11 protein-coding genes and 1 pseudogene are annotated in these 12,665 nt (G+C 62.6%); 7 read left to right on the top strand and 5 right to left on the bottom strand.

Features of this window, described 5'->3' with window-relative positions:
• Positions 1-108 precede the first annotated feature (108 nt).
• Both ACVNHC_RS10240 and ACVNHC_RS10245 read left to right on the top strand, forming a co-directional pair.
• Complete coding sequence (locus ACVNHC_RS10240) at positions 109-1,059, top strand: LysR family transcriptional regulator (RefSeq protein WP_050474811.1); 951 nt, start codon at positions 109-111, stop codon at positions 1,057-1,059.
• 125 nt (positions 1,060-1,184) lie between these two features.
• Positions 1,185-1,538, top strand: coding sequence for a cupin domain-containing protein (locus tag ACVNHC_RS10245; RefSeq protein ID WP_019965565.1), 354 nt, complete (start codon positions 1,185-1,187; stop codon positions 1,536-1,538).
• Between the two features lie 305 nt (positions 1,539-1,843).
• Here the strand turns inward: ACVNHC_RS10245 and argE are convergent, their stop codons facing one another.
• A complete protein-coding gene (gene argE, locus ACVNHC_RS10250; protein ID WP_457167175.1) occupies positions 1,844-2,995 on the bottom strand; it encodes an acetylornithine deacetylase in 1,152 nt (383 codons plus the stop codon).
• 268 nt (positions 2,996-3,263) lie between these two features.
• On the opposite strand from argE, the pseudogene ACVNHC_RS10255 reads away from it, so the two are divergent.
• From ACVNHC_RS10255 to prfH, 5 genes and pseudogenes are all read left to right on the top strand, one after another.
• A pseudogene (locus ACVNHC_RS10255) lies at positions 3,264-3,509 on the top strand (aldehyde dehydrogenase family protein); the annotation flags it as partial.
• A gap of 6 nt (positions 3,510-3,515) precedes the next feature.
• A complete protein-coding gene (locus tag ACVNHC_RS10260; RefSeq protein WP_457167176.1) occupies positions 3,516-4,550 on the top strand; it encodes a tartrate dehydrogenase in 1,035 nt (344 codons plus the stop codon).
• Positions 4,551-4,560: 10 nt separating this feature from the next.
• Positions 4,561-6,036, top strand: a complete 1,476-nt coding sequence (locus tag ACVNHC_RS10265; protein WP_457167177.1) for an NAD-dependent succinate-semialdehyde dehydrogenase — start codon at positions 4,561-4,563, stop codon at positions 6,034-6,036.
• A 347-nt stretch (positions 6,037-6,383) separates the two neighbouring features.
• Positions 6,384-7,577 carry an RNA ligase RtcB family protein gene (locus ACVNHC_RS10270; protein WP_457167178.1) on the top strand — a complete coding sequence of 398 codons (1,194 nt, stop codon included), beginning with the start codon at positions 6,384-6,386 and terminating at the stop codon, positions 7,575-7,577.
• Positions 7,574-8,218 carry a peptide chain release factor H gene (gene prfH / locus ACVNHC_RS10275; RefSeq protein ID WP_457167179.1) on the top strand — a complete coding sequence of 215 codons (645 nt, stop codon included), beginning with the start codon at positions 7,574-7,576 and terminating at the stop codon, positions 8,216-8,218. Before ACVNHC_RS10270 ends, prfH begins: the two co-directional genes overlap by 4 nt.
• Positions 8,219-8,612: 394 nt before the next feature.
• Here prfH and ACVNHC_RS10280 read toward each other — a convergent pair whose 3' ends face one another.
• The 4 genes from ACVNHC_RS10280 to ACVNHC_RS10295 all read right to left on the bottom strand — a co-directional run bounded on the left by ACVNHC_RS10280 (position 8,613) and on the right by ACVNHC_RS10295 (position 12,489).
• A complete protein-coding gene (locus tag ACVNHC_RS10280; RefSeq protein WP_457167180.1) occupies positions 8,613-9,326 on the bottom strand; it encodes a DNA helicase in 714 nt (237 codons plus the stop codon).
• 438 nt (positions 9,327-9,764) lie between these two features.
• A complete protein-coding gene (locus ACVNHC_RS10285; protein ID WP_457167181.1) occupies positions 9,765-10,175 on the bottom strand; it encodes a VOC family protein in 411 nt (136 codons plus the stop codon).
• A gap of 331 nt (positions 10,176-10,506) precedes the next feature.
• Positions 10,507-11,784, bottom strand: coding sequence for an NAD(P)/FAD-dependent oxidoreductase (locus ACVNHC_RS10290; RefSeq protein WP_457167182.1), 1,278 nt, complete (start codon positions 11,782-11,784; stop codon positions 10,507-10,509).
• A 39-nt stretch (positions 11,785-11,823) separates the two neighbouring features.
• On the bottom strand, positions 11,824-12,489 hold the full coding sequence (locus ACVNHC_RS10295; protein ID WP_457167183.1) for a haloacid dehalogenase type II: 666 nt from the start codon (positions 12,487-12,489) through the stop codon (positions 11,824-11,826).
• Between the last annotated feature and the right edge of the window lie 176 nt (positions 12,490-12,665).

Genomic DNA, 12,665 nt, shown 5'->3' on the forward strand with positions numbered 1-12,665 from the left:
GCCCCGCCGCTTCTCCGCAGCTTGGGGTCCATTCACCGCGGGAAGGCTTGCACCGGCCAAACATAACTGTCAAATTCGATTATATCCATCAAACATAGCAAATCAGATATGAATGACTCCTTCCGCACCAGCAGCCTGCACCAGCGCGGCCTGAAACTCTCACATCTTCGGCTGATGGCCACTTTGGGCGAGCGGCCGCAGGTCAGCGTCGCCGCAACACTTCTGGGGATGACGCAGCCCGCCGCCTCCCGGCTGCTTGCGGACGTGGAGCGCATCATCGGCCAGCCGGTGCACCAGCGCGAGGGGCGCGGCCTTTCGCTGACCAGCAGCGGACAGGCGCTGGCCCGCCGTGCCGCCCGCATCCTGCAGGAGCTGGATGATGCGGGCCGGGAGATCGAGGAACTGGCCGAAGGCAGCAAGGGCGAGGTGCGCATCGGCTCGGTGACGGCTCCGTCCATCGAGCACGTGCTGCCGGCCGTCCAGAGGGCGCGGGAGCTCAATCCAGGCCTGCTGATCGAAGTGATCGTCGATACGTCCGACAATCTGTGCAAGGCGCTGATGGCCGGCCGGATCGACTTTGCCGTGGGGCGCCTCGTCGGCATCAGCGATCCCACGCTGGTGGAGATGGAGGTGATGGAGCCGGAACCTGTCAGCCTGATGGTCCGCCATGACCATCCGCTTCTGCAGTCGGGCAATGCGGCCCTCGAAGACATCATCCGGCACGACTGGGTGATGCCGAGCCCCGACAGCGTGCTGGGCCGCGCCGTCATCCGCCGCCTGAGCAGCCTTGGGCTCCCCCCGCCGCGCCAGCAGCTCTCCACCGCGTCCTTCCTGCTGACGCTCGCCATCATCCGCGGCAGCGATTCCATCGCGCCCGTCGCCAAGGCCGTCGCCGACGCCTTTGCCCAGGACGAAGGCACCGTTTACGGCGTGCTGCCTGTGGAACTGGGCATCGAGGTGGAACCCTACGGCCTCATCCGCCGCAGCGGCAGCACGCTGACGCCCGCCGCCAGCAAGATCGCCGGTCTCATCCTCGAAGGCAGCCGGGCGAAGATCTGACCGCAGGATCTTGGGCGAAGAGGGGGTAATACGGCAGAATTTCCTGCCGTCCGGCAGCGGACGGCAGATCCCGCGTGCGGCGGGCGGGTCTAATGGCAGCGATCCTTCCCCCTCAGGAGCCTGTCATGAGCCTCATCAAAACCATCGACCACAACCCCACCTTCGAGCCCACCCACGCCCTGCCCGCCCCCGAGCGGCTGATTTCCGGCAATCCGGAATTCTCCACCTGGGCCATGGACGAGTCGCGCGACGGCAAGATCAAGTCCGGCATCTGGCAGGCCACCCCCGGCCTCACCCATTCGATCAAGGGCGAGACCTTCGAATTCTGCCACATCCTGGAAGGCGTCGTGGAAATCACCGAAAACGGCAAGGAGCCCATCACCTACCGTGCCGGTGACAGCTTCGTCATGAAACCCGGCTTCGTCGGCACCTGGCGCACCATCGAGACCGTGCGCAAGATCTACGTGGTTTGCTACTGAGTGATATCGCGGCTGACAGCTCCCAAGCTGTCAGGCGCTTTCTCCGAAGCGAGTTGCCGTCGGCACGACCTGCACAATACGCAAACACCACCCACCGCGCCGTCCCGGCCTTGTGCCGTCCCCCATGGCCGTACCACCTCCCGATCGTCATCCCGGACGCAGCGAAGCGAAGATCCGGGACCGGTGAGTCAAGGTCCATCGCCTCACGCTCTTGCTGGCAACCAAATGACACCCCGGCTCTCCGGTCCCGGATCGCGCGGAGGCGCGTCCGGGATGACGATGGAGAGGCAGGGCTTCCAGTGCCCCTACCCCGCCAGTTCCCCCGCCAGCCGTTCCAGCATGGCCATGCAGGCGGCGAGTTCCTCGCGCAGGATATATTCATCGGGCCGGTGGGCGCGGGTGATGGAACCGGGGCCGCAGATGATTGACGGCACGCCTGCGGCCTGAAACAGCCCCGCTTCCGTGCCATAGCTGACCGATTGGATCGCCTCGCCGCCCGACAGCCGCTCCATCAGCGCGATGAAGCCTGCATCCGGCGTCGGGGCCAGCGCGGGATAGCTCGCCAGTTCCTGCCAGCTTGCCGACAGCGCCCGCCCTTCCGCCTGTGCCTGCGCCATCAGCGCATCAAGCTTTGCCAGTACCTTTGCACTCACGTCCTGCGGCGCGGCACCGGGCACGGAACGCACCTCGAAAGCCAAACGGCACAGATCGGGAATGATGTTGACGGCGCTGCCGCCGGACACAATCCCCGCCACCACCGTTGAGGAGGGCGGCGAGAAGCGCGCATCAAACGGGCCTTCCACTTCCATCTTCGCCGAGAGATCGCGGATGAACAGCAGCAGTTCCGCCGCCGGATAAAGCGCATTCTCCCCGAGCGCGGGCTGGGAGCTGTGCGCCGCCTTGCCGGTAAAGGTGATTTCAACCGCCTGTTTGCCCTTGTGCGAGAGCACGGGGCGCATGTCCGAGGGCTCGCCGACGATGCAGCCCGCCGGCGGGGCGCACAGCTCCGGCAGTTCCGCAATCATGTGCGGCACGCCCCGGCAGCCGATTTCCTCATCATAGGAAAAGGCGATATGCACCGGCCGCTTCAGGCTTGCTGCCTTGAACTGGGGCACCGCCGCCAGCACGCAGGCAAGAAAGCCCTTCATGTCCGTGGCCCCGCGCCCCGTCAGCCGCCCGCCAAGGTCGGTGAGGCGGAAGGGATCGGAGGTCCAGACCTGCCCCTCCACCGGCACCACATCCATATGGCCGGACAGCACATAGCCCGGCACATCCTTCGGCCCGATGGTGGCAAAGAGGTTCACCCGGTCGCCCTCCGGCCCCGGCAGCACGGCACAATCCACGCCATGGCCCGCCAGATAGTTGCGCACATAATCCGCAATCGTGCCATTGGCCGCCCCGGGCAGCACGTTGAAGCCAACCAGATCCGCCAGCAGTGCTTCCGCCGAATGCGCCATTCCCATTTCTCCAGTCAGTCCACAAAGTCTCTGCCTGCCATCATCCGCGCTTTGCCGCGCAGTTCCTGCCGAAGACACGCTGCCCCGCAGGATATCCTGCGGCAGGCTGGCCTCCTGCTTGCGGATGGACTTTACCAGCCCCAAGCCCCCGCCGCACAGAATTGCGCCGAAGGGCTTCCGAACAGCGAAATCGGCCGCGCGCTGCAAACATATGGCGCATGGTTGTGCCGCCTGAGGCCTAGGATCGCTGCAGATTTACCGGAGCCTTGCAGTGTCCCTGTCCTTTCACCCCACCTATGGCCTTGCAGCCGGGGTCTATACCCGCGATGTTTCGCGGGCGCTGAAGAGCCTCAAGCACATCGAGGCTGGCGCCACCCGGATCAACCGCAACGGCCGGTCGCGCGTTTCCATCCTGCTGGCGGGGGGCTCCAAGTCCTCCGGCACCCGCAAGGATCCGGGCCGCGACGCCTACAACGCCAACCGCCGCTCCAAGAGCGTGCTCATCGACCTGTGAGAGAACATGGCCCCCTATCGTATTGCAGTCATCCCCGGCGACGGCATCGGCATTCCGGTCACGGAAGCAGCGCTCGCCGTGGCAGCCAAGGCCCTGCCCGGCAAGCTGGAAACCGTCACCTTCCCCTGGTCCTGCGACTATTACCTGCAGACCGGCCGGATGATGCCGGAAGACGGCATCGAGACCCTGCGCGGCTTTGACGCCATCTACCTTGGCGCCGTTGGCTGGCCGCAGAAAGTGCCGGATTCGGTATCTCTGCATGGCCTGCTGCTGCCGATCCGCAAGGCCTTCGTGCAATATGCCAACATCCGCCCGCACCGCATTCTGGCCGGCGTCGAAGGCCCGCTGCGCAAGGGCGGCTTCGACATCCTGTGCATCCGCGAGAACACAGAGGGCGAATACTCGGGCGCCGGCGGGCGCGTGCATCAGGGCACGGCCAATGAAGTGGCCGTTGAAACCGCCGTCTTTACCCGGGCAGGCGTCGAGCGCATCCTGCGCTTCGGCTTCGAGCAGGCCCGCAAGCGCAGCAAGCGCCTTGCCTCGGTCACCAAGTCCAACGCGCAGAAGCACACGATGGTGTTCTGGGACGAGGTGACGAAGGAACTGGCCGCCGAATACCCGGATGTTGCCGTCAGCCACTACCATATCGATGCCATCGCCGCCCGCATGGTGATGGCGCCCGAAAGCCTCGACGTGGTGGTCGCCTCCAACCTCTTCGGCGACATCCTCACCGATCTGGGTGCGGCCATCCAGGGCGGCCTCGGCTTTGCCGCTTCGGCCAACATCAACCCGGACCGCAGCGCCCCGTCCATGTTCGAACCGGTGCATGGCTCTGCGCCCGATATCGCGCATCTGGGCATCGCCAACCCGCTGGCCGCCATCTGGTCCGCCGCCATGATGCTGGAGCATCTGGGCGAAGCAGAAGCTGCCAACCGCATCATGACCGCCATGGAACAGGCCACCGCGCAAGGCATTGGCACCGTGCCGGGGCAGAACAAGACCGATGAAATCACCCATGCCGTGATGGCAGCGCTGGATTGAGGATAAAGCTATGACAATTGCAATCTCTGACCTTCTGCCCGGTCTCAAGGATGCAGACCTGTTCCGCCAGCAGAGCGTGATCGGCGGCGTCTGGTGTGATGCCTCGACGGGCAAGACCATCGACGTCACCAACCCGGCCACCGGCAAGGTCATCGGCACCGTGCCGGACATGTCGGCAGAGGACACCCGCCGCGCCATCGAGGCCGCAGACACCGCTTTCCGCGCCTGGCGCAAAGTGCCCAATGGCGAGCGCGCCGCCAGGCTGGAGCGCTGGTTCGACCTGATGGAGGAGCATGCGGATGACCTCGCGCTCATCCTGACGCTGGAGCAGGGCAAACCGCTCAGCGAGGCCAGGGGCGAAATCACCTATGGCGCCTCCTTCGTGAAGTGGTTTGCCGAGGAAGCGCGGCGCATCGAGGGCGGCATCATCCCGGCCCCCACCAATGACCGCAAGATCCTGGCGCTGAAGGAGCCGGTGGGCGTTTCGGCCATCATCACGCCGTGGAACTTCCCCAACGCGATGATTACCCGCAAGGTCGGCCCGGCGCTCGCCGCCGGCTGCACCGTGGTGATCAAGCCGTCCGACTTCACCCCCTATTCGGCGCTGGCCCTAGCCGTTCTGGCCGAGCGGGCCGGCATTCCGGCGGGTGTCATCAACATCCTCACCGGCCAGCCGGCGGAGATCGGCGCGGAGCTGACCTCCAGTCCGGTGGTGCGCAAGCTGTCCTTCACCGGCTCCACCCGCGTTGGCTCCCTGCTGATGGCCCAGTGCGCCCCGACGGTGAAGCGGCTCAGCCTCGAGCTGGGCGGCAATGCGCCCTTCCTCGTCTTTGACGATGCGGATCTGGACGCCGCTGTGGAAGGCGCCATCGCCTCCAAGTTCCGCAACGGCGGCCAGACCTGCGTCTGCTCCAACCGCATCCTCGTCCAGTCCGGCATCTATGACGCCTTTGCTGCAAAGCTTGCCGAACGGGTGGCTGCGATGAAGGTCGGCGAGGGCCTTGAAGCGGGTGTTGCCATCGGCCCGATGATCAACCGCGCCGCCGTGGAAAAGATCGAGCGCCACGTGGCCGACGCCGTTGCCAAGGGCGCAAAGGTCGCTGCTAGGGCCGCAACGCCGGAAGGCAGCCAGTTCGCCGCCCCGGTGGTGCTGACCGGCTGCACCACGGACATGCAGCTGGCGAGCGAGGAAACCTTCGGCCCCGTCGCCCCGCTCTTCCGCTTCGAGACGGAAGAAGAGGCCGTGCGGATCGCCAACGACACCCCCTTCGGCCTGGCCGCCTATTTCTACACCCGCGACATGGCCCGCGCCTGGCGGGTGGGCGAAGCGCTGGAATCGGGCATGGTCGGCCTCAACACCGGCGCCATCTCCATGGCCGTCTCTCCCTTCGGCGGCGTCAAGCAATCCGGCCTCGGCCGCGAAGGCGCCCGCGACGGCATCGAGGAATACCTCGAAACCAAATCCTTCCACATGTGCGGGCTTTGATCAGACCGGAGCGGGCCAAACGGCCCGCTCTTCTGGTTTTGGAAAGCTGGACCGGCGCGGAAACTGGTGCGATCAGGCCGTGGCAATGTCGCAACACCAGCGTGTTATCCGCTTTCGCGTGCAATGCGTGGCTTGTAAAATATCAACGAAGTCCATAGCTCTGTAGTCACCGCACACAAAGCGGTCGCTAGTCTTTTGGAAACGGGAGCTAAAACATGATGACCATGTCTGGCATGCCCAAAGTGGCAGCAACCCTTCGCTAAACCGCGTTAACGGTGCGCCGGAGGCAGTTCAGGGCAACAATGCTTGCACCTGAGGCTTTCCTGTTTTCATAAAGAGAATCCCAAATGGGCACTTCTTCAAAGGAGGCTGCGCAGACAACAAGCGCCGCCTCCATTCATCGTTTTTATTCTGAAGACTCCTGGATAGAAGGAGCGGCAAAAGATCAGCTCCACGCCGTCGCCGCAATGAAGGGCGTCCTCAGCGTTGCTGCCTTCCCGGATCTTCACCCTGGCAAATATGGCCCAGTCGGCTGTGCAATAGTGTCCGACCGGATCTATCCGCAACTGATCGGGAATGACATCGGCTGCGGCATGTCGGTCTATGCGCTGGACATCCCAGCGCGCAAACTGCGGCTGGACAAAGCCGCTGAGAGACTGCGCACGCTGGAAGACTTGTGGGACGGGAATGCCGGCGCCCGCCTCGCATCAGCAGGCCTGGATCCGGACCTGCACCCGCAATCCCTCGGCACTCTCGGAGGGGGAAATCACTTCTGCGAATTGCAAGTCGTTGACACCGTGCATGATGAAGCGGCACTGCGCGAAGCTGGACTGGTCAAGGGAGGGCTTGTGCTCCTTGTTCACTCCGGCTCCCGTTCACTCGGAACGTCCGTCTTCAGTTCCGTACAGAACCACTTTGGCGGCCTCGGTGTGGGCAGTTCGACGGGACAGGCCTACATGGAGGCCCACAATCAGGCTGTTGCCTGGGCAAGCTTGAACCGGACACTCATTGCGGAACGCGCGGCCAAAGCTCTGCGCTCCGGCCTCCGGCAGGTCTGCGACGCGCCGCATAATCTTATTGAAAGCCATAAGGATGGGCTCCTCCATCGAAAAGGGGCCGCAAAGTCGGACAGCCCTGTGGTGCCGTTGGCTGGATCGAGGGATGCACTGAGCTTTCTCCTCAAACCCCTCCACAATAAGGCAGAAGCCTTGGCTTCACTGGCGCATGGCGCTGGACGCAAATATGACCGGCGCTCCATGATGGGCCGGGCGGGACTGACCCGCTCCGGCAGGGCAAGCTTGAGCCGGAACGCCTTCGGCGGCATGGTGATTTGTGACGATCGTCAGCTCCTGATCGAAGAAGCAGGGCAGGCCTACAAAGATCCTGCAAATGTGGTCAGAGAGCTCCAGTCAGCGGGGCTTGCAGAACCCATTTCCGAGTTGAAACCTTTGATAACATTTAAGAAAGCTGTGACTGAAAGCCATCAGACTGAAGTTCAGGAAAAACTCCAGCGCCTGAAAGACAGGAGGGCGGCAAGATGACCGTACCCGAAACCTTCCGCCTCCTTGTCTCAAGTGGCGATGGTCCACGTGAGTGCCGCCGGGCAGTCTCTCTCATATTGAACCGAATGGAACAGGAGGCGATCAGCTGCGGCATCCGCTTCAGCGCCGAAAGATCCAGTGCAGCAGCAAACGAGCAGGACCCCTCCTCGGCCCTCGTCACCTTGTCCGGGCCCAGCGCGGCAAAGATGGCAAATTCCTGGGCCGGAACGGTACAGTGGACTTGCCCGAGCCCTTTCCGCCCTCATCACAAGCGGCGCAACTGGTTTGCCGGTGTATTCGCCATCGAGATGCGGGACGCTGAAGAGGTCAATCCGAAACCTGAGGATTTGAAGATTGAGACCTTCCGTTCCGGAGGCCCAGGCGGGCAACATCAAAACACGACGGACAGCGGGGTGAGGATCACTCATCTGCCGACGGGTATCTCCGCCATCGCAACTGACGAACGTTCCCAGCACCGCAACAAACAAGCGGCACTTGAACGTCTCGCCGCCAGGTTGGTTCTGGAGCAGCACGAAGCCCTGAGCCGTGACCGATCCGCGCAGAACCAGTTGCACAAGCAGTTGGAGCGGGGAAATCCGGTCAGGGTGTTCAAGGGCGAGGGCTTTACGGAGGTGAATTAGGCCCGCACCGACACCGCAACCCAAGCAATCCGGCCTCGCCCGCGAAGGCGCCCGCGACGGCATTGAGGAATACCTCGAAACCAAATCCTTCCACATGTGCGGGCTTTGATCAGACCGGAGCGGGCCAACGGCCCGCTCCTTTGGTTTTCAGGGGCGACGAATGCAGCACTACCCTCCGCATTCGTCATGCCATGACTTGATCATGGCATCCATTCCCTGACCTCGCAAACAGGGACAAACAAAAGAAAATACAGAGGGTTATGGGTCAACCGCGCCGACACGAGAGGCAACAGCGTGGATGCCATGGTCAAGCCATGGCATGACGGAGAGAGACGGGAGGGCCCCACCCATTACGCAGCCGTCACGCCCCCATCACGCCGTCGGCGCTGCCGGATCAGCGTAGCGCCTGAAACCGCATCTGGCCTGCGTGCAGGAAGCAAGCTTTCGAGAAGTGACCAAGCTCCACCCTGTTGGGCAAGCGGAGGTCCTCAATGTCCGGCACAGGCTTTGCCGCAGGGTCATAGGACCTGTGGATCTGCGAGATGAAGGCAAGGATCATACCCGTTTGCTGCGCAAATGCCTGAAGTGCAATGATCTGCTCAGACAGGTGTGGCGTGTCGCGGCGCTGGTCGAGGATCTGCAGATAGTCAATGACGGCAACCGTACCGCACGGCATGCCACTCAGATACCGGATGACGTAATCTGCGCAGATCTCGTCCGATGTCACGATGTCCACGCCGTGCCCGCTGCATGGCGCGCCTTTTTCAAGGCGGCCGATGCGCGACAGAACGTCCTGCTCTGTATACTCCAGCGTGAAGAAGACAGCCCGCCGCCCTGCCCGCGCGGCCTCAAGGAGCAACTCGAGGCCAAGCAGCGTCTTGCCATGTCCGGGCCTTGCACCCAGCAGCAGCAGATCCCCTCCGGTAAGCCGGGGCAACATCCCGTTCGGTACGGTCACTGAAGAAAAGCGGGAGGCGAGCAGACTCCAGGTCTGAAAACCTTCGTCTCTGGCCACGCGGTCAAGAGCCGCATGCAGAGGAAGACCTTCCTCATGGGCAATACGTTTTGCCTTGCACTTCAAGAGATAGATCGGGGCAGATAATTTCATCTGGGAACCTCCGTTCCGGACAAGAAACGCAATCCCTCCTTATGCGGTGCCCGAACAGATGGCTCGATAATCCCGGAACCCCGTATGACAAATACTTCCCCGGTTGGAGGGAGGAGGCGCGGGCCAAGCCTGTTGAATATTGATAGCTTGAGTCTGGAGAGACCGGCAAGCGCCCAAGCCCTGGTCTCAGCTGGCCGTTCCGCCGCCACCATGCGGCGCCTTCTCCGTATTCGTCATGCCATGACTTGATCATGGCATCTATTCCCTGATCTCTCAGACAGGAAAAGCAAAAGAAAATACAGATAGTTACAGCAAAATCACGCAGCCATGAAAGGGAACGGCGTGGATGCCATGGTCAAGCCATGGCATGACGGAGAGAGACGGAAAGGCGCTTGAGCAGGACCAATGCCCGCCACATAGGCATTGAAAGCCCAGCTCTCAGCTGATCGTGCCGCCGCGATCGGGCCTGGCGAATTCGATCAGATCCCACCGGTTACCCCAAGGAGCGTTCCAGACGGCAACCCTGCCATAGGGTTCATCACGCGGCCCGGCTTCAAACTGCACGCCTTCGGCCAGCATTCGGGTGTAGTCGGCTTCAAAGTTCTCTGTTTCAAGAAACAGCCACACACGTCCGCCCCCTTGTTCTCCTATGGCAGCCGACTGCCTGTCACCCACGGCGCGGGCGAGCAGGATTTCCGTCTCGCCGCCGGAAGGAGCAATCCGGACCCAGCGTTTTCCATTACCCAGATCGGTATCTTCGCGGCATTCGAAGCCTATCCGGAGAAAGAAATTCAGAGCTTCGTCATAATCGGGAACGAGCAGGGAGAAGAGCGCAATACGTCTTGGCATGAAGACAGCCCGTCATTGAGTGATCAAATCTGCCTGCCGATGATCGTCCGAGTCGGCGATTGCCCAAAGACGTTTCTGACGCTGCCAGCACTTCGGTCATTCGCCCCCCTCCGTATTCGTCATGCCATGGCCTTTCATGGCTGCGTGATTTTGCTGTAACTATCTGTATTTTCTTTCGCTTTCCCGGTCTGAAACGTCAGGGAATGGATGCCATGGTCAAGCCATGGCATGACGGAGAGAGATGGAGAGCCGCGAGCAAGCAGGCCTTGGCACAATAAAAAAGGCAGGCGCGGCGCCTGCCCTTTTCAGCTTCATGACACAGATCTGGCCTTCACCCGATCCTGTCCTTGAACTTGTAGTAAGCCCCGACGAACGGCAGGAACCAGGGTTGGCCGAGATGGCCGGGGATGGCGGGCCAGGGGAGGCTGGCCCAGGGGTTGGTACGGGCGCGGCCGAGGATCTGGTCCGCGACAATCTCGCCCATGTGGGTGGCGATCTGCGCGCCGTGGCCGGAATAGCCCATGGAGAAATATACGCCATCCGCCTCGCCGGCGCGGGGGAAGCGGTCCTTGGTCATGTCGACGAGGCCGCCCCAGCAGTAATCCACCTCGATATCGCCCAGCTGCGGGAAGATGCCCTTGAGCGCGTCCTTGAGGATGCGGCCGCTCTTTTCGTCCGAGGTCTGGTTGGAGGTGGCGGAAAAGCGGGCGCGGCCACCGAAGATCAGGCGGTTGTCGGGCGCCAGGCGGAAGTAGTTGCCCACATTCAGCGAGGTGACGCAGGTGCGGTTGCCCGGCATCACCGACTGCACTTCCGTGTCCGTCAGCGGGCGGGTGGCCAGCAGGAAACTGCCGACGGGCACGATACGGCGGCGGAAGAAGCCGAAGGTCTTGGGCGTATAGGCACCGGTCGCCAGCACCACCTTGGCTGCACGCACGGTGCCTTTCGGCGTTTCCAGCTCGTGGCCGGCAGCCGTCTGGCGGCGGCCGGTGACGGGCGTGTTCTCGTGGATCTCCGCCCCATGCCGGGCGGCGGCTTCCGCAAGGCCGACGACAAAGCGGCCCATGTGCATCATGGCGCTCTTCTTCTGCAGCATGCCGCCGTGGAAGATGTCCGAGCCGATTTCCCCGGCAAGCTCGGCTTTGCTCAGCATCGCCGTTTCGGGATCAACCGTACGGTTGATGGCTTCGAGGTTACGGGCCAGCACCTCGTAATGCTGCGGCTTGGAGGCGAGCTTCAGCTTGCCTGCGCGGCGGAAATTGCAGTTGATGCCCTCCTCCGCGATGATGCGTTCGATGGTCTCGATGCCATCGTCAAAGGCCTTGTACATGGCCTTGGCGGTTTCCACCCCATAGGTGGAAATGGCGCCGGTGAAGCTGTGGGCCACCCCGTTGTTGAGGTGGCCGCCATTCCGGCCCGAGGCTCCGAAGCCGACCGTTGCCGCCTCCAGCACGATGACCCGGCGGCCCTCCATGGCCAGACGGCGTGCCGCGCCGAGGCCGGTAAACCCGGCCCCGATCACCGCAACATCATAGAGGCTCGAAGGGGCGGCCGTGGCGCCGCCGGTGAAGGCGGGCGCCGTATCCTGCCAGTAGGATGCAAATTTCATGGGTCAGCTCCCGGAGCTTGCGCGGATCACAGCCGGATTTCAGATGCCGAACACGCCCGGCAGGTCATAAACACCCTTGATTTCGGTGTATTCGTAGAAGGGGTTGGCCGGCTCGTGCTGGCGGTTGACCCAGACCTTGGACTTGATGCCCAGATCATAGGCGGTCATCAGGTCATAGCGGAAGGAGGACGACACATGGGTGATGTCCTCCGGACCGCAGCCGAGCACGTCGAACATATACTCAAAGCCGTTCATCTGCGGCTTGTAGCTGCCGGCTTGTTCTGCCGTGATCACCTTGTGGAAGGGCGCGCCGAGCTTTTCCACATTCGACATGATCTGGCTGTTCATGGCGTTGGAGAGGATGACGAGCGGAATTTCCTTGGCCAGTTTGGCAAGGCCTTCCGGAACATCGGGATGCGGACCCCAGGTCGGCACTTCATTATAGATGCGCAGCGCATCTTCCTCGCGGAAGGTGACGCCATTGCGCTTGCAGGTGCGCTTGAGGGAGTTGTGCACCACATCCGCATAGGGCTTCCAGGCGCCCAGCACCTCATCCAGCCGGTAGGCCGAGAAGTCACGGATGAAGACGTTCATCTTCGCTTCGTCGAGCATTTCGCCATAGATGCGGCGCGCGGCGCCTGCCATGTCGAAGTTGATCAATGTGCCGTAGCAGTCGAAGGTCACGTATTTCGGGCGGAAGGTCATTTGGGTCCCCGTGCTGAAAGTGCCGGAAGGAAGAAGGCTGAGGCAGGTCATCGCTTGCCTGCTGATCTATCCTAGACAGCCTGCAAAAAAGCCCTCGCCGCTTTCGCGCCGTCCCAAAGCACATTCCGCCGTATCACAAGGGCTCCACGGCACCTTATTGCGCAACGGCCATCTGG

The organism is Pannonibacter sp. Q-1 (genome assembly GCF_054073275.1).

Bases quoted from the DNA above. Each gene is read 5' to 3' on its own strand.
- argE (WP_457167175.1), bottom strand. From the start codon at position 2,995: ATGGCGCATTCGGCGGAAGCACTGCTGGCGGATCTGGTTGGCTTCAAC.
- ACVNHC_RS10240 (WP_050474811.1), top strand. From the start codon at position 109: ATGAATGACTCCTTCCGCACCAGCAGCCTGCACCAGCGCGGCCTGAAA.
- ACVNHC_RS10245 (WP_019965565.1), top strand. From the start codon at position 1,185: ATGAGCCTCATCAAAACCATCGACCACAACCCCACCTTCGAGCCCACC.
- ACVNHC_RS10260 (WP_457167176.1), top strand. From the start codon at position 3,516: ATGGCCCCCTATCGTATTGCAGTCATCCCCGGCGACGGCATCGGCATT.
- ACVNHC_RS10290 (WP_457167182.1), bottom strand. From the start codon at position 11,784: ATGAAATTTGCATCCTACTGGCAGGATACGGCGCCCGCCTTCACCGGC.
- ACVNHC_RS10285 (WP_457167181.1), bottom strand. From the start codon at position 10,175: ATGCCAAGACGTATTGCGCTCTTCTCCCTGCTCGTTCCCGATTATGAC.
- prfH (WP_457167179.1), top strand. From the start codon at position 7,574: ATGACCGTACCCGAAACCTTCCGCCTCCTTGTCTCAAGTGGCGATGGT.
- ACVNHC_RS10265 (WP_457167177.1), top strand. From the start codon at position 4,561: ATGACAATTGCAATCTCTGACCTTCTGCCCGGTCTCAAGGATGCAGAC.
- ACVNHC_RS10270 (WP_457167178.1), top strand. From the start codon at position 6,384: ATGGGCACTTCTTCAAAGGAGGCTGCGCAGACAACAAGCGCCGCCTCC.
- ACVNHC_RS10295 (WP_457167183.1), bottom strand. From the start codon at position 12,489: ATGACCTTCCGCCCGAAATACGTGACCTTCGACTGCTACGGCACATTG.
- ACVNHC_RS10280 (WP_457167180.1), bottom strand. From the start codon at position 9,326: ATGAAATTATCTGCCCCGATCTATCTCTTGAAGTGCAAGGCAAAACGT.